The 25235-nt window shown below is 35.7% G+C and carries 25 protein-coding genes; 14 read left to right on the top strand and 11 right to left on the bottom strand.

Annotated features, from left to right (window positions below):
• Window positions 1-39: 39 nt before the first annotated feature.
• Genes ACIPKN_RS22080 through ACIPKN_RS22070 form a run of 3 tightly spaced genes read right to left on the bottom strand, consistent with a single transcriptional unit; the run spans window position 40 to window position 2358 of the window.
• Window positions 40-1515 carry a serine hydrolase domain-containing protein gene (locus tag ACIPKN_RS22080; RefSeq protein WP_400940219.1) on the bottom strand — a complete coding sequence of 492 codons (1476 nt, stop codon included), beginning with the start codon at window positions 1513-1515 and terminating at the stop codon, window positions 40-42.
• A gap of 7 nt (window positions 1516-1522) precedes the next feature.
• Entirely contained in the window at window positions 1523-2020 is a 498-nt protein-coding gene (locus ACIPKN_RS22075; protein WP_400940216.1) for a hypothetical protein, read from the bottom strand.
• Window positions 2017-2358 (bottom strand): PadR family transcriptional regulator, encoded by a 342-nt coding sequence (locus ACIPKN_RS22070; protein ID WP_400940213.1) that lies wholly within the window; start codon window positions 2356-2358, stop codon window positions 2017-2019. Before ACIPKN_RS22070 ends, ACIPKN_RS22075 begins: the two co-directional genes overlap by 4 nt.
• A gap of 327 nt (window positions 2359-2685) precedes the next feature.
• Here ACIPKN_RS22070 and ACIPKN_RS22065 point away from each other — a divergent pair, with 327 nt between their 5' ends.
• From ACIPKN_RS22065 to ACIPKN_RS22045, 5 genes are all read left to right on the top strand, one after another.
• Window positions 2686-3210 carry a GNAT family N-acetyltransferase gene (locus ACIPKN_RS22065; RefSeq protein ID WP_142508675.1) on the top strand — a complete coding sequence of 175 codons (525 nt, stop codon included), beginning with the start codon at window positions 2686-2688 and terminating at the stop codon, window positions 3208-3210.
• A gap of 27 nt (window positions 3211-3237) precedes the next feature.
• The gene (locus ACIPKN_RS22060) at window positions 3238-3534 is read left to right on the top strand and encodes a YunG family protein (protein ID WP_400940210.1); all 297 of its coding nucleotides are present in this window, start codon (window positions 3238-3240) and stop codon (window positions 3532-3534) included.
• Between the two features lie 564 nt (window positions 3535-4098).
• Window positions 4099-4692: an NADPH-dependent FMN reductase gene (locus ACIPKN_RS22055; protein WP_400940208.1), complete on the top strand. Its 594-nt coding sequence runs from the start codon at window positions 4099-4101 to the stop codon at window positions 4690-4692.
• 298 nt (window positions 4693-4990) lie between these two features.
• Entirely contained in the window at window positions 4991-5929 is a 939-nt protein-coding gene (locus tag ACIPKN_RS22050) for a ring-cleaving dioxygenase (protein ID WP_400940205.1), read from the top strand.
• A 14-nt stretch (window positions 5930-5943) separates the two neighbouring features.
• On the top strand, window positions 5944-6552 hold the full coding sequence (locus ACIPKN_RS22045) for a flavin reductase family protein (protein ID WP_400940203.1): 609 nt from the start codon (window positions 5944-5946) through the stop codon (window positions 6550-6552).
• A 45-nt stretch (window positions 6553-6597) separates the two neighbouring features.
• On the opposite strand, the gene ACIPKN_RS22040 is transcribed toward ACIPKN_RS22045, so the two are convergent.
• Together ACIPKN_RS22040 and ACIPKN_RS22035 are read right to left on the bottom strand one after the other, a co-directional pair.
• Window positions 6598-7533, bottom strand: a complete 936-nt coding sequence (locus tag ACIPKN_RS22040; RefSeq protein WP_400940200.1) for an aldo/keto reductase — start codon at window positions 7531-7533, stop codon at window positions 6598-6600.
• Window positions 7534-7817: 284 nt separating this feature from the next.
• On the bottom strand, window positions 7818-8570 hold the full coding sequence (locus tag ACIPKN_RS22035) for an IclR family transcriptional regulator (protein WP_400940197.1): 753 nt from the start codon (window positions 8568-8570) through the stop codon (window positions 7818-7820).
• A 612-nt stretch (window positions 8571-9182) separates the two neighbouring features.
• Here ACIPKN_RS22035 and ACIPKN_RS22030 point away from each other — a divergent pair.
• Window positions 9183-10583, top strand: coding sequence for an amino acid permease (locus ACIPKN_RS22030; RefSeq protein ID WP_142508669.1), 1401 nt, complete (start codon window positions 9183-9185; stop codon window positions 10581-10583).
• Between the two features lie 170 nt (window positions 10584-10753).
• Here the strand turns inward: ACIPKN_RS22030 and ACIPKN_RS22025 are convergent, their stop codons facing one another.
• Window positions 10754-11143 carry a RidA family protein gene (locus tag ACIPKN_RS22025; RefSeq protein WP_400940194.1) on the bottom strand — a complete coding sequence of 130 codons (390 nt, stop codon included), beginning with the start codon at window positions 11141-11143 and terminating at the stop codon, window positions 10754-10756.
• A gap of 436 nt (window positions 11144-11579) precedes the next feature.
• On the opposite strand from ACIPKN_RS22025, the gene ACIPKN_RS22020 reads away from it, so the two are divergent.
• Window positions 11580-12623 carry an AI-2E family transporter gene (locus ACIPKN_RS22020; RefSeq protein ID WP_142508667.1) on the top strand — a complete coding sequence of 348 codons (1044 nt, stop codon included), beginning with the start codon at window positions 11580-11582 and terminating at the stop codon, window positions 12621-12623.
• A gap of 154 nt (window positions 12624-12777) precedes the next feature.
• Here ACIPKN_RS22020 and ACIPKN_RS22015 read toward each other — a convergent pair whose 3' ends face one another.
• Together ACIPKN_RS22015 and ACIPKN_RS22010 are read right to left on the bottom strand one after the other, a co-directional pair.
• On the bottom strand, window positions 12778-14133 hold the full coding sequence (locus ACIPKN_RS22015) for an MATE family efflux transporter (protein ID WP_400940191.1): 1356 nt from the start codon (window positions 14131-14133) through the stop codon (window positions 12778-12780).
• Window positions 14120-14587, bottom strand: coding sequence for a GNAT family N-acetyltransferase (locus tag ACIPKN_RS22010; RefSeq protein ID WP_400940189.1), 468 nt, complete (start codon window positions 14585-14587; stop codon window positions 14120-14122). The genes ACIPKN_RS22015 and ACIPKN_RS22010 overlap by 14 nt, the downstream gene beginning before the upstream one ends.
• 176 nt (window positions 14588-14763) lie before the next feature.
• On the opposite strand from ACIPKN_RS22010, the gene ACIPKN_RS22005 reads away from it, so the two are divergent.
• Together ACIPKN_RS22005 and ACIPKN_RS22000 are read left to right on the top strand one after the other, a co-directional pair.
• Window positions 14764-15594: a MerR family transcriptional regulator gene (locus tag ACIPKN_RS22005; RefSeq protein WP_400940187.1), complete on the top strand. Its 831-nt coding sequence runs from the start codon at window positions 14764-14766 to the stop codon at window positions 15592-15594.
• A gap of 223 nt (window positions 15595-15817) precedes the next feature.
• Window positions 15818-16993, top strand: a complete 1176-nt coding sequence (locus tag ACIPKN_RS22000; protein WP_400940185.1) for a DUF4272 domain-containing protein — start codon at window positions 15818-15820, stop codon at window positions 16991-16993.
• A 55-nt stretch (window positions 16994-17048) separates the two neighbouring features.
• On the opposite strand, the gene ACIPKN_RS21995 is transcribed toward ACIPKN_RS22000, so the two are convergent.
• The 3 genes from ACIPKN_RS21995 to ACIPKN_RS21985 all read right to left on the bottom strand — a co-directional run bounded on the left by ACIPKN_RS21995 (window position 17049) and on the right by ACIPKN_RS21985 (window position 19728).
• A complete protein-coding gene (locus ACIPKN_RS21995) occupies window positions 17049-18473 on the bottom strand; it encodes an erythromycin esterase family protein (protein ID WP_400940182.1) in 1425 nt (474 codons plus the stop codon).
• 181 nt (window positions 18474-18654) lie between these two features.
• Window positions 18655-19008: a hypothetical protein gene (locus tag ACIPKN_RS21990; RefSeq protein ID WP_400940180.1), complete on the bottom strand. Its 354-nt coding sequence runs from the start codon at window positions 19006-19008 to the stop codon at window positions 18655-18657.
• Between the two features lie 24 nt (window positions 19009-19032).
• Entirely contained in the window at window positions 19033-19728 is a 696-nt protein-coding gene (locus ACIPKN_RS21985) for a DUF2225 domain-containing protein (RefSeq protein WP_400940178.1), read from the bottom strand.
• Window positions 19729-20318: 590 nt separating this feature from the next.
• Between ACIPKN_RS21985 and ACIPKN_RS21980 the strand changes: the two genes are divergently transcribed.
• The 5 genes from ACIPKN_RS21980 (at window position 20319) to ACIPKN_RS21960 (ending at window position 25153) form a co-directional block, all read left to right on the top strand.
• The gene (locus tag ACIPKN_RS21980) at window positions 20319-21092 is read left to right on the top strand and encodes a Cof-type HAD-IIB family hydrolase (protein WP_400940175.1); all 774 of its coding nucleotides are present in this window, start codon (window positions 20319-20321) and stop codon (window positions 21090-21092) included.
• 209 nt (window positions 21093-21301) lie between these two features.
• Complete coding sequence (locus ACIPKN_RS21975) at window positions 21302-21898, top strand: DedA family protein (RefSeq protein ID WP_400940172.1); 597 nt, start codon at window positions 21302-21304, stop codon at window positions 21896-21898.
• Window positions 21899-22153: 255 nt separating this feature from the next.
• Entirely contained in the window at window positions 22154-23641 is a 1488-nt protein-coding gene (gene gmtY / locus ACIPKN_RS21970; protein ID WP_400940170.1) for a gamma-mobile-trio recombinase GmtY, read from the top strand.
• Window positions 23642-24187, top strand: a complete 546-nt coding sequence (locus ACIPKN_RS21965) for a hypothetical protein (protein WP_400940167.1) — start codon at window positions 23642-23644, stop codon at window positions 24185-24187.
• Complete coding sequence (locus ACIPKN_RS21960; protein WP_400940323.1) at window positions 24188-25153, top strand: VPA1269 family protein; 966 nt, start codon at window positions 24188-24190, stop codon at window positions 25151-25153.
• Window positions 25154-25235: the final 82 nt, after the last annotated feature.

The raw sequence follows: 25235 nt of genomic DNA, 5'->3' as shown, positions 1-25235 counted from the left end.
CTTGATCATACAAGCATAACTATAAAAGACAACTCCTACTTAGAGAAGTTGTCTTTTTTGTCGTCGTTTAAATGAAATATATATAGATAATAAGCCATTCAATGTTAAAAGGGTAACTAGTGCTATAACCAAAAATGCAATATCAGGGGCAAAATATCTAATAGTGTGCCAAGGTGTTCCTGTATTATAGCTTAATAATGGAATGGAGATAATGGCCAAAACTAAAAGTATAAGACCGAATATACCCAACACGCCTCTTTTGTTCACATTTTTAGCTTTAACTTTTATTAGAAGATAAATAAACAGCACAAAAAGTAAACATAAAATAGCGATTGTTATGACTTGAGATGTAGGTTTATATTTAGGTGCGTCAACGGGCTCTTTTCCATTTAAAATGTTGATAATCCCTTCTTTCAAGTAAAGAAGTGACTTTTCCTCTAATATATGACTTTTGTTAGTGAGAATTACCCCGCCCCAATCGGTTTCTGGTAGATAAAATACTTCTGAGCGTGCGTCAGGATTTGAACCAGAATGCCATATCATTTCTTCTTTGGATTCTGGATATGAGATTCGTACACCAAGGCCGTAATATCGATATTTACTAGTTTGAACAAACGGCGATATATAAAGATTCATCGCATTTTTACTTAAAAAATTGTTATGCTCATGGCGACTAAGTAGTTTAATGTACTGCACCATATCTGTTGCACTTGCCGTTATATATCCATAGGGTGTCCCTCCATTATCAAATGTGACTGCACTTTTGACAGGGTGACCAAGCCATGATTGATAGCCAGATAAGTATCCTTTTTCATAGGCTATGTTGCTATTAGCGGCTGCATTTTTCATCCCTAATGGAGAAAAAACTTGTTCCTCCATATATTTAGAAAATGGTTGTTTGGTAACCTCTTCGATGAGAGCTCCAAGAATAGAAAAGTTAGCATTACTATATTGATGTTTTTCCCCAGGAGCAGCAGTCAGCTTCACATTCGATAAACTTTCCACATTTTCCTTTATAGCACTTAAATCTTTAGATTCCTTGTCTGATATAGCTAAGCCAGAATAAGTGCTTATCCCACTTGTTTGCGTAAGTAAATGTTTAATTGTTATTTGAGAAGCGGCTTGTTTGTCTTTTAGGGTAAACCATGGCATATATTTTTGAACTGGATCATCTAATTGAATAATGCCTGCATCAACCAATCTCATGATGGCTAAGCCTGTTAGTGATTTACTAATTGAGCCGACAACAAATGGAGTTTCAGCAGTTACCTTTTCTTCGGATTCTCCTGTTACACCCCACGATTTAGAATAAAAGATATCATTTTTATGAACAATAGTAATAGATGCCCCTGGAATTCGCTGCTCTTCTAAAAAGTTTCCAACATACTTATCTATAGTACTCTTAACGTCTTGTTCTGCGGCATCTGTGGAGATTGGTGAGACTAGTTGAAATAGATAAAGTGGAATTACTAATAAACAAACTAATATAGCTTTATATATTGGTTTTCTTTTCATTGTTATTTCACCTATTTCCTCCGAAAATTTTTATTGCAAGTAAAGCTATTAAAGAGGAAGTGGAAATACTGATTGAGATTAGCAAGAAGTTCCACCAAGCAACATCAGAAATCTGATAAACAATATTATAATCGAATGTTGCAATAGTCTTTTGCGGATTAAAGGAATCTGTCAAAAACATCGATAGTATTAGCTGACAAGCAAGATAGGTAAAAATAAAAGTACAAAACCCAATAACTAATGATATTCCAGGTCGACTTTTCCGCATTTGTTTTATTTCCGAATGAAGATCTATACCTTTAATCTCTAAAAAATCTTTAATAAATGTCGTAGTATCTCCCAGATCATTTATACTATCAATTCCATTATCACGAGATTCTTGAATATGCTCTAAAAGCTGTTGCTTTATATTCTTTCTTTCTTTTGAGCTGATACGATACTGTTTTAACTCTTTTAGAACTTCGGTTAAATATTGTTTTTCTGCTAAACTCAATTCCATACTCATTCAAAAAGTTCTCCTTCCAGACCGCTTTGAAGTAGGGATTTTATGTCTTGTTGCAACTCCAACCATTCATTGATTTTTTTTTGAAGATAAACTTCTCCTTTTTTATTGATTTCATAATAAACTCTAACTTTCCCGTTGTCTGTCATTTCACGGTAAGTATCAACCCATTCTTGATCTTTTAGCTTAGTCAAGATGGGATAAATGCTTCCTACTCCCTTCAATTTCAAATTGTGTTTTTCTAACTCTTTCATAATTTCATAGCCATAACTTTTTTTCTTAGACAATATAGACAATACACACATTTCTAAATGACCTTTTATTAAACTTGTTCTATCCATAGGATAAATTTAACAAAAATATATACTTCTTTCAAGTATATATTTTTGTTGTGAATACTTTCGAGAGGTAATGATGAAATATTCGATCACATATACTGCATGATGACCTACACATTAAATCTTATAGAAGAAATGTAAAATTTATGCCAATACCTTTTGCACATCCTAACAGCACTTGTTAAAGTAGGGTTAGTAGAATCTAGGGTTCAGTAGAGGTATATAATATTGCTTTCTAAGTGAGCATTCCCGGGAAAGCGCCTAGTGGAACGGAATTTCAACTCTACGTATGGTGATGAGCTCATTATTATTCATTGGAGGATAATATAAATGGAATATAAACTATTAGGAAATGAAATTGAAGATTTAGTGGAACTGTTAACTCAAAACAAGTGGATTTATCATACCGATCAACATTTAAAAGAGGAATCCGTTCGAAAAGCATATACAGAAGGATACTATCACAGCGATCGCGAAACGCATTGGATAGTTGATAATGAAAAAAAGGTCGGGATTATTATCATTCATGACATAAGTGATACGATCCCGTTATTCGATATCCGTTTAGATACGCGTTATAGAGGAAAAGGATACGGTGTAAAAACCCTCCTTTGGTTACAAGATTACCTGTTTGGAGAAAAAGATAAGATTCGTATCGAAGGTTATACGAGAGTTGATAATATGGGAATGAGGAAATGTTTTGCGAAAGCTGGTTTTGTAAAAGAGGGTTATTTAAGAAATGCTTGGGAAAATGCAGATGGTACTGTGACAGATAGTATCGTTTATGGTGCAATCAAAGATGATTGGATTTTAGGTAGAACAACGCCTATTAAAATCGATGACATACCATATTAAAACTAAGGTAGAAAAGGACGTTGAGGAATGTCTACAGAAAATGATCTGTTAAAAGCTTTTAAAAAATCCTGGCCCATTCAATCTAGCTCAAAATGGAGTTTAGATAATCCTGCAAAAGGCCAATGCGGAGTCACTTCATTAGTTGTTAATGATATCCTTGGGGGCGAAATTTATAAAACGTGGCTTGATGAAGGCTGGTATTTTTATAATATTCTCGATGAGGACAGAAAGGATTTTACACAAGAACAATTTCCGTACAACCTCGAATATCAGGATATTCGTTCACGTAGGGAAGAGGCTTTTCAAGATACGAACGCAATATAGCTATCTAAAATCACAGGTTCATGAGTATTTAGGAAAAAGCTAGGGTCAACTGTAGCTACTTTTTGTATGTTGATTTAAGCGTAAGATACTGATATTCATTTTGTTAGGAGCGACGAAACCTTCTGTGAGATGTATCTTGGATGAAAAGTAATCAAACACAGTCCATTATAATTTAGGCTAGACCTTGTTACTATTTAATCGTAGTTATAATTCTCTTTTGGTTCAGCTTGTCTACCCATATAATGATGAGGAGCTGTTGATTTTTCACGGAGAGTGGCGACTCCTGCGGGATGAGCTTGCGCTGAAAGCCCCTACTCGGAGTGAAAATCAGCCTTTGTTTATTGATACGCATTATTTTATATTTATCCTTGGGTCTACAAGCTTAAGCAGAGTGTTAACATCTCTGCTTTTTTTAATATTTAAACAAACATGTTGACGTAAATGAAACCATCGTGTTATTATTATCTCGAATTCAAGATAAATAAATTCAAGATAAATGAATTCGAACCTTTTAATCCATGTAGAAAGTAAAGCTTTACTTTTCATCAAAAGGAGGTAATCATAATGGGTTTTTTAAATAAATTATTTGCTTCAAAAAAAGAGGAGGAAAAAACAATGGCAGAATTAAATATCGGGATTATTATCGGATCAACACGTGAAGGTCGTGTAAGTCCACAAGTAGCACAATGGGTAAAAGAAATCGCAGATCAACGAGGAGATGCAAACTATACAATTATTGATATCGCAGATTACAAATTACCTTTACTAGGTGAACCAGGGCAAGACGCTTCAGGCGCTCAAGCTTGGTCAGAAATTGTTGCAAAACAAGATGGATTTGTATTTATCGTACAAGAGTATAATCACTCTATTACAGGTGCTTTAAAAAATGCACTAGATTATTTACGTGTAGAATGGAATAACAAAGCTGCAGGTATTGTATCGTATGGTTCTGTAGGTGGTGCACGTGCAGCTGAACATTTACGTGGTATTATGGGTGAGCTTTTAATTGCAGATGTCCGTGTACATCCAGCATTGTCACTATTCACAGACTTTGAAAATGGTACTGATTTTAAACCAAAAGAAGTACAAACAGATTCAGTTAACCAAATGTTAGATCAAATAATTCCTTGGTCAAAAGCTTTATATACAATTCGTTAATCATGTTTAACTTATTACACCCACTGAAATAGAGGAACTCAGCCTAAGAACGCCACATCCTGTGGCAACGACTGAGTGACCAACTTTGTGCTGTTGCTGACGCTTCGCTTTCGCACAAAAAACATCTGTTGGCCTAAAGCCTCCGGTGGATGTCACGGAATCGGAAAGGAGTTCTTTATGCAAGCAAAAAGCCGATTCCGGACGCAATTATGCCGAGGCATAATTGATAGATTGAGGTAGAACGTTATTGGATAAAGTATAGGTGAGCAATACATTTATCATGAAAGGGACTGTTAACATGAAAAAACATACTGCGGGTATTCACCATATCACAGCGATTGTAGGGCATCCACAAGAAAATATTGATTTTTATGCTGGTGTATTAGGTCTACGTTTAGTTAAACAAACAGTAAATTTCGATGACCCAGGCACATACCATCTTTACTTCGGGAACAAAGGTGGTAAACCGGGGACAATTATTACATTCTTCCCTTGGGCAGATGCTTATCAAGGCCGCATTGGTGATGGCCAAGTTGGTGTAACTACTTATGTTGTACCGGAGGGAGCACTACCTTTTTGGATTAATCGTCTTGCGAAATTCGCTATTCCATTCCAAAAAGCTGAACGCTTTGGTGAACAAGTAATACAATTTGATGATCCACACGGACTTCATATTGAATTGGTGGCACGTGCGGAAGGTGAATTAAATGAATGGACATTTGGTGAAGTAACTCCAAAGGTTGCGATTAAAGGATTTGGCGGTGCAACACTGTATTCGAGTCACCCTGAAGAAACAGCAAAAGTCTTAACTGAAGTCATGGGTCTTGAGAAAGTAGCAACGGAAGGTGAGTATACTCGTTTCAAATCCAGTGCAGATATTGGCAATACAGTAGATTTAAAAGTAGTTCCTGGTATGCGCGGTCAAATGGGAGTTGGAACAGTTCATCATATTGCTTGGAGAGCCCAGGATAATGCAGATCATCTAGAATGGCAAGAGTATGTAATGAATCATGGACAACATGTAACTGAAGTGAAAGATCGAAATTATTTTAATGCGATTTATTTCCGTGAACCTGGTGAGATTTTATTTGAAATTGCGACAGATCCGCCTGGATTCGCTCATGATGAAACACCTGAAACAATGGGTAGTCAATTAATGTTACCAGCTCAATACGAACAGCATCGTGAACAATTAGAAAGAACATTAATTCCGATTGAAGTGCGTGTGCTTGATTAAGGAGGATGAGTCGTTTGATTTCGATTGATCCTACAAAAAATACTGAGCGTGAAAACTATAAATTATTAATTGGCAGTATTATTCCGAGACCAATTGCCTTTGTCACGACGAAATCAGAGCAAGGAGTCATCAATGGCGCACCTTTTAGTTTCTTTAACATTATATCATCAAATCCACCGATGATTTCTCTAGCCATTCAAAAACCACAAGGGCGCTTAAAAGATACCGCTCGACATATTCATCATCAGCAACAATTTGTTGTGCATATTGTAGATGAGGATAATGTTAAGCAGGTGAATGAAACGGCGGCTTCATTACCTGTAAGTGAAAGTGAAATTGATAGAGTTCAATTTACATTAACCGATAGTGAGCTAATATCTGTACCAGGTATTCAAGAGGCGAAGGTTCGGATGGAATGTCGTTTAGTACAGACGATTCCTTTGATGAATGGCGACGAACAGACGGGTGATTTGTTCATTGGTCAGGTTGTTCAATTTCATATAGATGAGACTATTTATAATGAAGGGCGTATTGACCCAAGGAAATTAAAAGCAGTTAGCAGACTAGCTGGCTCGAATTATGCAAAAATTGGAGAAATATTTGCTTTAGAACGTCCTCAATAAAAAAATGCGAAAATGTTGATATAACAGCATTTTCGCATTTTTATGTTATGCTAAAATTCTTTCTATATTCACTAAATCTTCTTTAGTTAATAAGATATCGGTTGCTTTCACATTGGTAGCTACTTGGCTTTTATGTTTTCCACCTGGGATAACTGCATCAATACCGTCTTGAGCTAATAACCAAGCTAGTGCTAGATTTGGTAAGGTCGTTTGCTGTTCCTCTGCAATTCCTTTTAACTCATCTATTTTTATTAATGTTTGTTCAAATAATTCACCTTGGAATAAAGGATCTGAAATTCGCCAGTCTCCAGTGCCTAACTTAAAGTCTTTTGTATACTTACCACCAAGTAGGCCATATGCAAGTGGACCGTATGGAATAAAGGAAATATCATTTTTTACACAGTATGGCAATAATTTTTGTTCTGCAGATCGGTTTAACATATTGTACGGAGATTGTAACACTGAAATATCATTGTGCACATTAGCGTCTATAAGCTGATCTAATGTTACGTTTGAAATGCCTATTGCTCCGATTTTTCCTTCTTCTTTTAAGCGTGATAATTCCCCAATCGACTCCACAAGAGGGGTCTCGTTGTCTGGGAAATGTAAATAGTAGAGGTCTACATAGTCCATTTGTAGCCGGTTCAGGCTATTTTCAAGTGCACTTCGTAAATATTGCGGATGATTATTTGTTTTTACTGAGCCATCCTCAAACCAATGTCTGCCTCCCTTTGTCGCTAAAACAAAATCTGCCCTAGGATATTTTTTTAATACTTCGCCAACAAGCTCTTCTGAACGCCCTTTTCCATAGATATCTGCTGTATCAAATAAAGTTATCCCTAGGTCAAGTGCAGCTGTGACTAGCTCCGTCCCGTCTTGTTCATTTAAGTTTTCATATAAGTTATGGCCACCTACAGCATTCGTCCCCAGACCAATTTCGGAAATCTTAATATTTGTTTTTTTTAATGTATGAAATTTCATATTCCTACCTCCTCTGTTTTCTGTAATCAGATTAGAGTAAAAAAAATATTTTACCAACATACTTAGTTATAGTTTCATATATAGAAACAAAAGCATTTTAATTGCAAATAGAAGATCGAATTAATTATGCCTCGACATAATTGCAAATTCGGAATCCGTGACATCCGCTGAAAAGTAACTTAAACATGCATTTATCTCACCACCTATAGGGGTGGGAGACCTTTGTAGCTGCCGTTACACTTTCGCTACGCAAAATAGTTGCTGAAGGGAGTTGAAATTTCCCTTTATGCTAACAGGTAATGGATTTCTTCCGTTAATTGCTGGCTTGCCGCTTCTAATTTTTTTGCAAATGACCGAATGGCCGTTTTCCTCATTTGATTCGTCGAACCGTGCAAAGCAATTGCACCGAAGACTTCTTCATTCACATAAATCGGAACTGCAATACAAATTTTACCTACATTCGTTTCTTCATTATCAACAGCATATCCCTGTGCTTTAATGACCTGTAAGTGAGGAATTAATAGGCCATAATCATAGAAGGTTTTTGTTGTAAATGTATTTAGTTCAATACTATTTAATATTTCACGTTGTTTTTTAGCTGACAGATGAGCTAATACTACTTTTCCGAGTGCGCTTGAATGCATAGGTGTCCGAGTATCGATTGCTTGATAAGTAGGATGTTCAAAAGGCTCCCTAATCACATTTTTTATCACCATCTCATAATCTTCCAAAATACCAATGTAAGTAGTTATTTCTTCTTGGCGGGCTAATTGATATGGCGCCACGAGAGACGTCCATTGGATATCTTTGTGCCAATATAAGTGCTCATCCCTAAAGATATGCGGATTTAATTGATAGTATTTATTATATTTAATGACATAATTCATTTTTTCGAGCGTATAAAGCATGCGAAAAACGGATGTCTTATTCATTGATAATTCTTCCATAATTTCAGTTAATGTAAGAGAATGCTTTTGACGTAATACATCCAAAATCAAAAGACCCTTTTTTAATGTCGATACTTCATAGGAATCCATTTTGCCCTCTCCTAACTTCTAAATTTCTAGCTTGTACAATACCATCTTTACTATTGATTTACTAGTTTGGATAGTTTCTTATAGAAATAAGTCTCTACAGGGGATTATGATAGGCGGTGGAATTTCAATTCTTTTTTGTCTCTCCTATCTGTAGAGATGCTTTCTATTTGCTTATGATTTTCTTTATTGACATCATATTTACAACATCTAATGTATAGTGAAAAAATGGCAAATGAAGTCATTGAGAGAAGGAAATAACCGAGCTTTTTATAAAGTTATGGATCAAGGAGTCGCCCAGTCTCCACTCCAATCAACCATTTACATAGTAGACGTTTTAACAAAAGTCATCCATAACTTTTGGTGATGAACCAAAGTTATTACAAGAAGAAAAAGTAAAGCAGCCGCCGTTATGATTCTAGTGAAATGGGAATTTAAAGATTGTTAAAAGTTTCATATAAAAGAACTTCTATTAACTCATTTTCAAGTAAAAAGATAAATTGTTATAATAATCTAATTGTTGACTCAATTCGAAAATGCGGATAATATACTGTTTATTGATAAAAATACATAAAAATGAAATTTATTTTCTTTTTTGAAAGTGGAGTGGTTATTATGGCGAATTTTTTACGAAAGAAATCAATCGAGCAAGCCAATAAAATAACTGAAGTCGAACGTTTTAAACTAAAGCGTGAACTAGGGTCGTTGCAATTATTGCTGTACGTACTAGGGGCTACAATAGGAGCTGGCATTTTTGTGTTGCCAGGAACTACAGCTGCTCTACATGCGGGTCCAGGTGTTGTTGTTTCATTCTTAATAGGTGGTCTTGTAACAATAGCAGTTGGATTAGCCTATGTTGAATTCGCAGCGATGGCTCCTGTTGCCGGGAGTGCTTACACCTATTCTTATATTGCGTTAGGTGAAATGATTGCTTGGATAATCGGTTGGGATTTATTATTGGAATTTATCGTTATTTCTAGTACAGTCGCAGTTGGCTGGAGTGGCTACGTCAATTCGTTTTTACAATCTGTGGGAATTCACTTGCCAGAAGTTTTAACAAAGGATATTGCTCATGGTGGGATTGTGAATCTACCTGCTGTGGCTGGTTGGCTTATTGTAGCTTGGATTTCAATGAGTGGAATTAAAAATGTGGGTCGATCAAATATGTTATTTACAGCTGCAAAGGTTGGCGCGATTATCTTATTCCTTGCTATTGGGGCTTTTCACGTTAACCCTATAAACTGGACACCGTTTACACCGTTTGGCTGGTCAGGTGTAATGGCGGGAGCGGCACTAGTGTTCTTTGCCTTTACCGGATTTGATGGTGTAACAACAGTTCTTGAGGAAGTAAAAAATCCTCAAAAAACAATACCAAAAGCTTTAATCGGTGGTCTAAGTATACTAACGCTTATTTATGCAATTGTTGCACTAGTATTAACAGGTATTGTACCATCCCCTGAGTTGGATGTTCCAAATCCTACTGTATATGCACTAGAATCTGTTGGGATTCAATGGGGAGGTGCTATCATTGCAGTATCAGTTATTTTTGGCTTGCTTGCTACGATGATTGCAAATACAACAAGTGCGACACGCGTGCTGTTTGCAATGAGCCGAGATGGACTTCTACCAGAACGTATTGCACAAACGAATAAAAAAACAGGAGTACCTGTATTGTCAACTTTAATTGTTGTTGTAACAGGCATTCTCTTATCAGGATTTTTATCGATCGGAGAATTAGCGGAATTTGCTAACATCGGCGGTTTAACTGCTTTCGCTTTAACAACAGTTAGTGTTGTTGTTCTTCGCTATACACGACCAGATCAACCACGTGTATTTAAAGTACCTGCGCTATGGCTTGTAGCAACTGTAGGTGTTGGAGGATGTATTGTATTAATTTTTAGTCTGCCGCCATTTACTATAGTGCGCTTTTTGATTTGGTTAGCGATAGGTTTAGTTATTTATATAGCCTATGGATACAAGCATGCTAAAATAAGCTCTAAAAATGAAGATCTATAAATGAGATGAAAAAAAGTGCGAGAAATCAATTTTAGAAACGTTGATTTCTCGCACTTTTCTAATTATGAAACTTTACTTTAAAATATACTTATGTCCCGGGCCTCGTTTTTATCACAAAATTTAATACAAATCTAGACGCACACCCTTGTTAGTTTCAACATATAATAAGTTTACATTTCCTTACAAGCCCAGGCATCAATTTCAACCTTTAGGGAAGGGGCTGCAAGCGCAACTACATACATTAATGTCATACACGGAAGGTGATCACCAAGAAAGTCGTTCATTATTTTCTTTCTTTGATCTACATTAATTTCTCCAACCAAATAAAGGGTTATCTTCGTTAAATCTTGAATTTCCATATTCGCACTTTCAAGATTCTTTCTGATATTTTCTAATGCCAATTTCATTTGAGTTAATGGCTCTTCAGGTATAGTCCCATCTTCTTCCACGCCTATTTGTCCAGATAGTGTTAACCATCTCTGTGGTCCTGTTACTTCTATTTGATGTACATAAGGAGCAACCGGTTGATGAATGTCCTTCGGGTTTCTAGCAATTTTCACATAATCAATCCTTTCTATATAATTTCAGTTTATAATTTCTGTAAGAATATCATCCTAAGACTAAAGATAAAAAATTTAATTTTAGTACTATCATAAAAGAACTTACATTGGCTATGATGGTGTTCAAAGGGTTATAATAGACTAATAAAATTAAGGCTTATAACGCTGATACAGCTTTCAAAAATATTGTTATTAATTTGATAAGGCATACTATTCTTTTCGCTCCTTGGATGCATTAATTTCTTATGAGACTTATAAAGCGCAAGTATTTAAGTCTTATTCTAAGTGTTAATGGAAATAATAATCCAATGAAGGGGGCATTTACATAAGAATGATACGTAATATTCTACATCAATTTATTAATTGTTTTTGTTCATTTGATGGCGAAATCCAGGCAGTAAAGGCCGCGAAGCCGTTTTGTAGAAGGAGTGAATACATGAGTAATTTCTTTCGAAGCCATGGATTTAAACGTTTTTTAATCCTAGCTGGGATCGCTATTGCATTATATATGATGCGGAGTATGATCAATCTAATTCTTCTTACGTTCATTATTACTTACTTGATGAATCAACTTACCACGAAGACAACAAAAGAGGTTAGAAAGTACGTACGGATGAACGAGAAGGCTGTAACAGTTACCCTCTATCTTTTGCTTGTTGCAGGTATTGTTGCAATTATCTACAAGTATTTGCCTGTCGTAACCCAACAAATTACACAGCTCTTTGATCTTATTGCTAGCTTTAGTCTTAACCCAAATGATAACGAGATTGCACGGTATTTAGCTCCAACCTTTGACAAGATTGAACTGGGTAAATATTTAGAGCAAGGTGTAGACCTCACGCTGAAAAACCTTACGAATATTGGTAAAATCATTTTGCATATATTCATTGCACTAATTTTGAGCTTGTTTATTTTACTTGAAAAGAAACGTATTACGGAATTTACAGCGAAATTTAAAGATAGCAAAATGAGCCATCTCTACGATGAATTACATTATTTCTCAAGGATATTCATTCGTTCTTTCGGTAAAGTTATTGAGGCACAGTTCATTATTGCTGCTGTCAACTGTGTTTTATCTGTTATTGCTTTATACATTATGGGCTTCCCGCATTTAATTGCGCTGGGGATCATGCTCTTTATACTGGGGTTAGTGCCAGTTGCAGGGGTTATCATGTCCTTGATTCCTCTAGCTATAATCGCATACAGTATCGGTGGTCCTATGTACATTGTCTATATCTTAGTTATTGTTATGGTACTACATGCTATGGAGGCATACTTCTTAAATCCAAAGCTAATGTCTGCTAAGACAAATCTTCCAATTTTCTATACATTCATGGTCATTCTCTTCTCTGAGCATTTTCTTGGTGTATGGGGATTAATTATTGGTATTCCATTATTCATGTTCCTTCTCGATATTCTCGGAGTTACGTCATCAGAAGATGAACTGCAACAGGCAAGGGAAATACAAGAAGACAAATAAAGTGAATAAAGTTTCATTCAAAAAGGAATCAAATGTGTATGATTCCTTTTTTTCTTGGCTTGGAAATTTTGAAGTCCATGGTTTGGCAGTATAGAGGATGGCCTAAACAGTTAACCCCCTTTCGATTATTGCATTGAGAGGGGGTTAACTTTATTTATAGTGCCTTTAAGGAACTTGCTTCTGAGAACATAGTATGTGTTTTTCTCTTTATAAATATAAAAATTAGTAATGCGGTAATGCCCTCTGCGGCGGGGAATGTCCACCAAATAGCTTGTGGGCCAAGTAATTTAGGCAATAGTACGAGAGCAGGGATAAATAATATAATACTGCGAAGTAACATTATGGTTGTTGCAAGACGTATTCTTTCAATTGATTGGAAGAATTCCGCAAAGACCATGTTCACGCCAAGGAATACATACCCAATTGCAAAGTGTACAAAGCCTTGCGCGGCCATATTACGAATTTCAAACGTACTATCACCGAATAATGCTATTAGCTGAGAAGGGAATAATGTAGCAATTATGACAGTAGTTAAACCTAGAATAAATGCAGTGGCTATACCGATTTTCAATAACGCTGTTAATCTCTCAATTAATCTCGCACCGTAGTGATAACTAACGAGGGGCTGTAGGGCCATACCGATACCAAGGAATACTGTTAATAGTACGGTATGAATATAGTTAATCATCGCGTAGGCGGTCACTCCATCTGAGCCCAAATAGTGTAAAAATGTCACATTATATAAAATAACCATAATAGCGACGGAGGCTTCAACAATAAAGCTTGGTAACCCAATAGCGAATATTTTCTTTAAATCAGATAGGTTGAAAAACTTACGCACAAACTTTAATTCGGATTGCTTTCGGAAGAAATGTAGGCAAAGCACCGACATACCGATTATTGTGGAAAGTGCTGTAGCCAGGGCACAGCCAGTTACGCCGTAGTGGAGTACGAAAATAAAAATGTAGTTTAAAATAATGTTTAACACAGATGTAGTAATTAAACCCATCATTGCAAGCTTTGGATTGCCATCATTTCGAATAAAAATGCTTAGTAAGTTTTCAATTGTGTAGAACACACCGAAAATCAAAATAACATGTAAGTACTCTTGTACATAAGGAAATGTAGCATCACTTGCGCCGAATATATAGGAGATTTCCTTTAAATTTAATAAAAGTATTAGAATCAGTGCCATAACGACAACGATCATGGTTGTAAATGCTAATGTAAAGAGCTGGTTCGCTCTTTTTTTATTGCCCTCACCGAGAGAAATTGAAAATAGTGTTGCCCCACCCATACCAATCCAAAGGGAAATAGATAGTAAAATCGAAAAAATAGGTACGGCGATATTTACGCCTGCTAAAGCGGTTGGTCCAACGCCGTGACTAACGAAAATACCATCCACTAAAATATTCACTGACATCAGTAACATACCAATCATGGCCGGGAATAAATATGATAAAAACAAGGGCCTAAGAGGCCTTGTTTCAATTGGGTTAAGGGTAGTCATCAGCATGTACCTCCTTTACCATCACCTTTTCACCTTTAGTATCTAGCTCACCGTTAAAGACGAAGCCAAACTTTTTATATAACTGAATAGCTACTGTATTGTTGTCATAAACACTTAAATATATATTTTGACAGCTGTATTTAGCTACTAAATATTGAATAAGTTGCTGTAAAAAGTATTTTCCCAAACCTTGGTGCTGGTAGAGCTCATCAATGAAATAGCGATCTAACCAAACACGTTGTGAATTGTCCTTATGTGGGAACACGCCATACATAGCGAAGCCAACTGCATTATCTTCCTTATACAATCCTATAGGGATAAAGCGTTTATCTGCTTTTGCCTCCGCTAAGCATTGTTGTGTACTTTCAATAAAATCTTGCTGATTATCAGCAATGCGTAGTGCTAATACTTCCTCTTTGTTTAAAGCTGTAATGTCACGAATTTCCGTGAACATAATTCCAAAACCTTTCTATTTTTAATTTCTTTCAGCAGATGTCACGGAAATCGGAAAGGGCTCTTTATGCAAGCACAAACCGATTCCGGACGAAATTATGTAGTGGCATAATTGATTGTGAATAGCTACAATTTAATGTATATAGTAACTATATAGTCAAGGAGGGAAACTTAAAAATGTTTAATAAAAATGTAAAATATTTTACAACTGGTGAGTTCGCTAAAATTTGTAAGGTTAATAAACAAACGTTAATCTACTACGATCAAATCGGTTTATTATCACCAATTATGAAGGATAGTAAAGACTATCGTTATTATTCCATTGCACAATATGAATTTTTTAGTGTGATTGAGCTATTAAAGGCGGTTGGTATGTCTTTAAAAGATATTCAAAAATATATGGCAGAAAAATCACCCGAAAATTTCTTAGATTTAATGTATCAGCAAAAGGAAATTGTAGCGAAAAAACGTCGAGAGCTGGAGATGATTGAAAGCATTATTGATGTAAAAATTGATTTAACAGAGGAAGCCTTACACCTTGATTTTGATAGTATTACGATTGAGCATCTGCCGGTGGCCACATTGTATTTAAGTAAAAATATCGAGGATTCGACGGAAGAACAATTTACGAAGGCTGTATCAGACTTTATAGATGAGTTAGATCGTTCTCAATTAGACACGGGTTATCCCATTGGAGGGATTACAAGAAGAGAGCAAGTATTAGCTGGAAACTATGACAATTATAGTTTCTTGTATATAGAGCAACCACACCCGCGAGAAGGTCATCCTTATTTTGAAGCGATTGAAGGGGATTTTATTGTAGGATATCATGTAGGAAATTCCACTACACTTGGTGAATCTTACGAGCGATTATTTAAGGTCATGAGGGAAAAAGGCTTTGAACTAGGGGAATACGTATATGAGGAATACATTTATGACGCCGTTATTAAAAATCGGGAAGAGGATTATGTAACGAAAATTATGATAGAAATTAAAAAAGGTTGTTGATAAGTATAGAAGTAAAAAAAATACTTCCAACGTTATTTGAATGGTTGAGCGGCAGTAAAGTAGAAAGGCTTATAGTGATACGAGCGGTATGGCAAATGATGCAGCAAGAAATTGAAAGCAATTGCTTGCTTTTTGGAAGGGAAATGAAATACTACGAAAAAATAAACAGCCGTTTAGCCAAGCTCTTGCAGGCTATAGTTGGTGAATAAAAGGGGAGAGAAGAATGAACTATTTCACTATATTTGCATCTAAGAACAACATTGACGATATTGAAGTGAAAATTTCAGATGTTTTTGCAAAAGGCTTTGCTATCGAAAAAAATGACAATGAGTATGTAATAACATCAAAGGCGCTGTTTAAAAAATATAAATTAATAATTAGAGTGACGTCTGAAGATACGAATCCAGATTACTTCGCTAATAATATTCCTGGGATGATGGGGTATTACGACAATTTTCCTTTTGAAGATGACAATTTAAAAGAATTAGTTTTGACTCAAATAGCTGTTTTAAATACAGTGATTGCAATCGAATCGGAAAAAGAGATAAATGAAGAACAGATGCAGTTATTTACGAACCTATTATCAAGCATAGGCGGAATTGGCTTTTTAGCGAATGGCACTTTACTAGACGATGAAGGGAACGTTATTGTTTATCCTGACGGGCAATCAGGACCATCTGACTTTAGACCCCACGCTTGTACTCGAAAGGTAAGGGGACAAGAGATGTCATCAGAAGAAGGTGAACAAAGAAAAAATAAAACGCTAGCATATTTAAAAGAAGAAGCTATTCCATATACAGCTTCCCTTCCTCAACTCCCAACACTAGAGGCTTGTCAGTTTAAAACTCGAGAAGACATTGCTAGAAGAGCTGTAGCCCTGTTAATTGTCATTCAATTTGCCTGTGATGTGGCGCAAGGTGGAAATGTAGAAGAATCGCGAGACTTTTTCATCAATATGTTACGCACTTATAAAGTGGAAGACTATTTAACTAGCAACGAAAGAGACTTTTTACAAGCTTCTGAACCAGATGTGCAAGAAGCCATTAATATTTCATGGCAATACGAGGCTTATTGGACACTTATTTGGGCACTTGGATTTGTTGAGAAGCTCGATTTTCCTGATGAAGTATGTGATTGCGAGTATGCCATTCAAGTCGTTTCTAACTGTGAAACGTTTGAACAATTTTTCCTTCAAACTGTCATGCGTAGTCAGGAAGAGATATTGGATGAAGCCGACAAGATTTACAGATACCATTGGGCTTGTGTAGATAGTCGGATAAAAGACCAAGCGGCTCCTGCCGGGATGAATGAAAGCATCGTCATGGAAAGGAGAAGAGGCTTGTTCTGGATGATAGGGCATCGAAGTGAAGAATGGGCTAACATGTCGATGGATACTTAAATATAAAAGAAAAATAGCAAACTAGCAGAAAAACTAGTTTGCTATTTTTATATGCTTATTTTATATAATGAGGTTTACTTACTTTATCAATCAGCAGAAGGCCATCATATTGATCTCGTGGAACAAGACTTTCCTGAATCATTCCCCAGCTATACGATAAACGTGGCTCAAACATCCATGAGTTTCCACGCTCACTTTGACGGTTTCGTAAGTCGATAAATGTGTACGGTTTATTTGAAGATGAAGCAATATCCTCGATGGATCCTTTCACTGGCGGTAAAACGGCCATAGGCTCACCCATATTGTTTGCTGTTTCCCCACCAGCCATATAAAGACCAAGCACATAACTATATTTTTTGTAAATATCCGGTAGGCGTTCACCCATCAATTTTACTGGATAAGGAGAACCCATTACTTCGGATTGTGCTTTACGAATATGGTCATTATGCGCCCAGACGATAAATTTTTCAGTTGGATAAATCTCCTCTGCTAACCAAAGAAGGTTTTCCATCATTGATTGGTCGCGCCATTCCATTGTCTTTAAAAAAGAATCATATTTATTTTGCTCAAGTTCAATATTTGCTTGAATGGATAGTTCTACATATTCGTCTGCTAAACGGATACGGTCAGCTAAAGTACGTTCCATAAGCTTTACAATATGAGACTCTCCCGGATAAGCCGCTTTTAACTCGTTTTCTTTTAGCTGTACTTGTGATTTTACTTGTTTATACACTTCGATAATGCTTGGTTTCGCCTTTTGATAGCCTTTTAAATCCGTACCGAAACTCCAGTCAACAAGTTTCTCCTCTACTTCACTTAACTGTTTAGCAAGCATACTATTTTGTAGCCAGTTACCGTTTGTGAATGCACCTTGCTGTTGAATATCAAAGCCCGCTAATTTTAAAGGTTTATCGGTATTCTGTGTTTTTTTAGCATACTCAAATAACGGTAGTGTTTCTTTTGACCACCATACACCAAAAATAGCATCCTTCATCGTTTGTTGCGCTGTTTGTTTATCGATTTGTCCTTGAGCATTCATGGCATTCCCCATACCGCTTTCAAAGGCTAGGACATTGTAGCCCATTTCTTGGTGTAAAAATTGAATTAAACGTGTTTTTGCTAAGCTAAATTCTGCTGCGCCATGTGAACTTTCCCCTAAAAAAACAATGCGCTTATCATGCAATAAAGGCTTCAGCATCTCTAAATCTTCAAATTTAGTGGATGGGATGTTTTGTTGACCAACTGCTTCAGGTTGAATGGATGTTAAGCTGTAAGCATGGTCGTTTGTCCATTTTTTCCAATCTTGAAGAGTTTCACTGGATGTGCGAGCTTGCTTCACTTCTAACTTGTTATCTAAAGCTACACGTTCTTCTACCACCGGAACTGCTGCGGATGCATTTGAAACTCCGTTGAACGCTACAAAGCTTGTTAACGCAATACTTAATGATAATAAAACCTTACGTTTCTTACCTTTTGTCACTTTCTATCAGTCCTTCGCTTTATAGTAAGACCAATTATAGGTAGAAAAGGTTAAAGTAAAGGGGGTCTTTGTTTAAATTTTGTTTAAATTTGGTGGAATGCCATTATTTTGGATTATTTGAGCGGATGCAGATAAAAAAACATCTCCATAGCGTAAGTACACTATAGAGATGTTAGCTATTTTATTTATAGTGATATGTGCTAGCTCTTGGGTTATTCCGCTGTATTTGATTGAACCATGCACGATTCTTTTCCTCTTGTTTTAAAGTATTAACGATGGTTGATGAGCAGCTAACACAGATTTTTGCCTGAGTAATTTGTCCGCAGCGTTCACAGGGTGCGCCTAAATTAGGAAAAATCGATTTTTTTAATTTCCCTGCTTTTACCCATTTATAGAGTAGCTCAGATGAAACCCCGGTTAATGCAACTACCTCATCATTCGTTAAATAGCGATTATTTTTTCTTAGTAAAAAATGATGTAGTTCTGAAAAAATATCTTCTTCTCTTACATCAATCCTTTTGGTAAATAGCTGCATGATTATTACTCTCCTCGTTTTACTTTAATTGATGACTTCTTCTATAGTTTTATTTGCGTTGTTCGGTTGCTCATCATATTTATAGTTTTCCCAGCGATTACGTGCTAGTTTTCGATATTTATTGGAAATATTTCGATCTGCTATTAATCGAGAGAATCCTTTTTTCGCCTCGGCAATATCTCCAAGTCGGAGGCTTAATTCGGCATGTAAATATTGAATTCTCTCTCCGCCCTCTTGATTGGATGCAAAAGATTTGCTGTAAAAATCTCTAGCAGCAAAAAGGTAGCGCATTTCCGATTCCTCATCATTTTTTAAGCGATAAAGCCAGGCTATTTTTAAAGCGAAATTGGCCATAAGAAGTGACTCTTCCATTGATGCTCTTGATACAAGATAAGCTAATTTAAAGCTTACAATGGCATCATCAATCGTACGTTCCTTACAGATATCCATTGGTCTTTGTAGCTCTTTTATGTACAGCTCATCAATAAGAAGCATGAAAGGCCCATATGTTCTTGTCATAGACTTGTGGAAAGCATAGCCACAATGTGGACAAACGGCAACTTCATACAATAACGGGTTTAAACCTTCGTAAACTGGCATGAAGTCTGTTTGCTCTTCGATAATTTTATAACGATTAGGGCGTACTTTATATGTGGTAAAATGCTTTTTGCAAAACTTGCAATCCACACTACTTTCATAGTAGTAAATGTTAAATGCCATAAGAATCAACTCCTTTACATTCAGATGATTAATATTTCTTTTGTTCTATTTATATGATGGATAGTATCGTTCAATATATTTAATTTAATTACCTCTATATTAACAATTCTATGCTCTTTGGTATACTCCTTTAGAATTATTGAAATAAAAATGTTCATTACTTTCTTAGTTATTTGAAATTTCGATATGTACCCGTAATAGTGTTTATCGGTGTAGTTGGAGTAAGTTATACGGTTGGCTTAGCTTGTCATAAAACGTACAAATGTTTCATTAACTATTAATTTTTTTATTATCAAGCTGCTGTATAGATAATAAGACCTATATATAATTTTGATATAAAGATATTTCTTCATGTAAAATGACAAGTATATTGATTAGGGAAATATAGGATTATTGTTAAGCAACGAAGAGGAGTCACCCAGGCACTCGCCTGTAGTGGAAAATGACATTTATATCAGGTGATCGGAGTGGGGGTGGGCGACTTCTTGGAGATCATCGTCACAGGTATTACCCCGAAGTGGGCCATGTTATGGTGAGTTTCCCTAATCGATATATCTAATAAAATTATGTAAATCGGTAAGGAGAGAACGATGGATTATAAAATTGTATTCTTTGACGTAGATGGAACGCTTGTAAATTATGAAGATGGTCGTATTGAAGAAAGTACAATGATCGCTATTGAGCAATTAAAAAACAATGGAATTCATATTGTTGCAGCTACAGGAAGACCTTTATCAATGTGCCAAGGTTTAAGAAGCATAGGTATAGATACGTTTATTACCGCTAATGGTGCCCATGTTAAGCATCAAGATCAAGTAATACATAAAATTCCTATTGCAAAGGAAATTGTCCACGCAGTTAAGGCTTTTGCTGAAAACAATAAACAAAGTCTTTCGTTTTTTACAGAACAATTATCGATGAATAACGTCCAAGAACAAGAGACATTAAAAGCCATGCAAGAAACATTATCTTTGCAAGAGTTTCCCGTTATTAATGAAGATATTTTAACGCAAGAGGTTTACTTAATGTGTTTATATGGCAACGAGGATATTGAGAAAAGGTATACTTTAAAATTCCCGCATTTATTATTTAAGAGGTGGCACCCTTACATTACAAATGTTTTGCAACATGATGTTTCCAAATCTATTGCTGTGCAAGCTGTACTAGATTATTTCGACTTGAGTCCAGAGGAAGCACTTGCTTTTGGTGATGGAGATAATGATATCGACATGCTGGAGCAGGTTGGCTTTGGTATTGCAATGGGCAACGGTAGTGAAGCATTGAAAAGTGTCGCTAATTATGTAACGAAAAAATCAACAGAGGACGGTATTCATTATGCTCTACGTAAGCTGCAAATAATTTAATTATTTGAAAGTAAAATATGAATCAACCAGTCACTAAGCAGTCACTAAGAAAAAACTATAGTTATGAAGCGCATTTTTTTACGATCCAACATGGATGAATGTTTTCATGGAGAAAATGTATTTAATCCATAATACTCATAATGTTGTCTCCTTTGAGTTATTATAAAGCTAACTATTAAAAATTATTACGCTTTAGATGGGGTGGATTTATGGCGCATCACGTACAATCTCTTATTGAACATTTTGGATATTTTGGCATTATTCTTATCCTAGTTGGGGGAATTGTCGGTCTGCCACTTCCTGATGAAATATTTTTGACATATGTAGGGTATAGCGTATATCGTGAAACTCTTGCACATATTCCAGCTTTAATCAGCGCTATGATAGGCGCAGCCGGGGGAATTACCCTGAGTTACTATATAGGCTATAAATTCGGGCTACCTTTATTACGAAAATACGGTTCGAAAGTCCATATTACAGAACAGAAAATTGATTTTACTAAAAAATTATTTGAAAAAATTGGACCAATATTATTATTAATAGGGTATTTTATCCCTGGTGTACGTCATCTTACTGCATATATTGCAGCTATTAATAATTATCCTTATAAAAAATTTGCTTTCTTTGCTTATATGGGAGCAGCTTTATGGACATTTACTTTTATCACTTTAGGGAAGATACTTGGAGAGAAATGGCATTATGTTGAGTTATATTTATCCCGCTACAGTATTTATGCTATAGTATTGTTCATCATCATTATGTTCATCATTTATTTTGTTTTCAAAAGAAAGAATTCATCTAAATAAATTTAACTTCTTTCAGCGGGTGTCCAACATCCACTGGCCTAAGCACAGAGCCGATTCCGGACGTAATTATGCCGAGGCATAATTGATAAAAGGTCTGATTCAATATTTAGTTATCTATGGTGAAATATTTATAATCAAACCATTAAAAGGTATTACATTTTAATAATGTAGTACCTTTTTTATTGCAGTTATATATAAATATCTATGGTATTATAAGTAATATTATAATCAAAATATTAGTATGGGAGGATATATATGGGGTGTGTTCAGGTGTCTTCAAAAACATATAGGGATAATACAGGCAGGAGCATAAACTTTCCTACTCTTCTAGTTGAGTATAATGGAAAGACAATGTTTTTTGAGCAATTACACAGATATCAAATAAAGAATCATAGTAAAAGCAGAAGTTGGCATAAGAAGTTAGTACAAGCTGTTGGACTATTGCTTGATTATATGGAAGCTAATCAGGATTATTATACTTCCCCAAAAGAATTCTTTGATACATTTACGGAGTCTGTTTATTCAGGAACAATAAATGAAGAAGGGTTAGACCCATCGGGACTTTATTGGTTACCAAAAAGAGTTAAAACAGCGAATATGCTTTTATCTGCCTTAAATGGTTTTTCAGATTGGTTATATGAAGAATATGGAGCTGTTCAATTAAATCCTTGGAGAAAAGCCACAAGATATGAAGAACGACTTAACTGGATGGCACAGATAAACAAAAGTCACAACTCATTTCTAGGGCATTTAAATGATGTTCATAAAATCGCTGAAACTGCAAAATTAGCTCGTAATACTGTTAGAAGAAGAAGTCCATACTCACCAAAAGGAGATACAAAAGCCTTCCCCGAATATAAAACAAATGACCTCCTATGGGAAGGGTTTAAAAATACAAGAAAGAACTATGAATTAGACCTTGTTGACCGTTATAACTGGCGTGATATTGCCATTACTATCCTGATGCACGGCGGTGGACTTAGACATAGTGAAGTATTTCATCTATGGGTACAGGACGTCTTCCCTGATCCTGAAGACTCTAATCTTGCTGTGGTACGAATCTATCATCCAAGCGAAGGAAGACCTCCACAGGATTTCAAGAATCCTACTACTGGTAAATATATTACAGACAGAGAAAGCTATCTGCTATTAAAATATGGTTTACTCCCACGCAACATGTATTCTGGTCAGGACAAACGATTTGCAGGGTGGAAAGAGCCAAGGCTTGATAATGATAAAGATAAATATATGCAGATTTACTGGTTTTCAAAGGAATGGGGATACATTTTTATGTATGTATGGAAAATGTATATGGCAAAAAGGTTAAGAGATGGCATTAAGGATACTCACCCATTTGCCTTTGTCTCGCATTCTCCTAAAACACTAGGAGAAATGATGCCACTTAGGACTCAGAGGGAGTCTCACGAAAAAGCAGTTGAAAAGATTGATTTGACAGTCGGAAAAAAAGATGGAACTACTCCACACGGACATAGACACGCATATGGTCAAAGACTTAAAAATGCCAAAATACCTGAACGCATCATACAAATTGCTATGCACCATAAATCTATAGATTCTCAGAAAGTATACACAGAGCCAACAGTTGCAGATGTTACAACTTCACTAAATAATGCCACTGCTTCTTTGGATAATGGTTGTGTACTTCCAATGCAGACTGAAATTGATGAATGGATGAATGAAGAAACTAAACAGCAGAACAGATACAGATATAGGAGAAAATAAATGGGAAGAATAAGCTATGAGAATGATTTTAAGTATAAAATGATTGAAGAACTTTGCAACGGTAAATCAGCAAAGGATATTCAGCGAGAATATGGTGTTAAAAATTCTACTGTTATTATATGGCTCCGAGATTTCATTAAAAACGGAGCTTTTGGTGATAATACATTATCGCCAAAAGAAAATCTGATGCTTGAACAGTTAAAGGAAAAAGCTATAAAAAGAGAAATTGAATTAAGGCAACAAGGAACGTCTACTAGTGAAGATTTCGAATGGCTTTTAGAATATGATTCTAATTTACAGCAATGGAATGAATATGCCACGGAATGGATAAAAACAGTTGTAAGAAGCAAATCCGTAACACTTTCAGCTCTATCAAGCAGCTTCTTTAAAAAATATGTTATTCCCTATAACATCACTAGGTCTGTACAGGAGTTCATTTCAAAAGAATATGACACCCCAGATTTTTACGAGATTATTTTTGCAGAAAGAAAATCACGATCCTACGCTTTAGCAGAAGCAAAAAAGATTGTTGAATTTGTTGACTAGATTATTGAGGAAAAGTTTTCAGTTGAAGATGATTTAGGAAACAAACTTATTCCAGCAGAATTTAAAAATCCTCTAACAAAATACTTACCAGACTATGTAAAATCATCGCAACGTAATGAATCTGATAAGAATGTTCTGCCTTATAGGTACATAAAAGACCTTCGTAATATACTCTGCCCTCCAAATGCAACCTGTTTTAAAGACTTGAAATTTGCACAAAGTGTAGGTGATTCAAATACAGGCGGTGATTGGTTCATTGTTGATGAGTCTGTTATTGATAAAAATGACCCAGACTGTGTTTACAAATTCAGAAAAACTTCCAAGTATGAACAGAGAAAAAAGGGACTTTCTGAAGAAGTATATGAGATGTGGTTTCCGGGGACTACTGTGTCGCTTTTGACAAAGCTCCTTCTACCTTTAAGAACTTATCAGGTGCGTATGCTTGACAGTGGAGAAATGGATACTTATAAGTATGTGCAGTCTATTCGAAATGTGGCTGGAGAGTGGATCAAGAATGATTCACATTTAAGTCAGGGTACAGAAAAAAATCCTTTCGAAAGAGGTGTTCTTCGTAAATTCAAAGACAAAACAACGCAGCTTGAAATGTCAGGATTTTTTATCAACACGAATAAAACAGCAGACATCAACAAAGAGGAATCCGATAAAGGTTATGACATTCCTTGGCAGTACGAAGAAGCACAATACTGGCTTGCAAAGCTTAGGGATTGGCAGATGAAGTACAATTCTATTTCTCAACCTGCAAAATGGGCAGAAATGACAAGAAATCACATAGGACATATAAAAGATGTGAGGATTTTAAAACAAATGGGGGAAAACACATTTCTTTTCAGAGATCCTACTTCAATTGGACAGGAACACTTACCAATAGCAGCACACGGATTGGAATATTTTGGTATAAGACACTTAAACAGCTTGAGTTTCAACTTAAAGAAAATAGATTATTAGAAGAAGAAAGAACATTAAAATTTGTGCGTCCAGACCGTGAACCAACCACTTATTATCCCCTGCATTCGCTCAGAGTATCACT

The organism is Lysinibacillus sp. NPDC086135, assembly GCF_044746345.1.
In the GTDB taxonomy this organism is placed as follows: Bacteria; Bacillota; Bacilli; order Bacillales_A; family Planococcaceae; genus Lysinibacillus.
The sequence above is the reverse complement of the archived record's forward strand: the minus strand, read 5'-3'. Positions and strand labels throughout refer to the sequence as shown.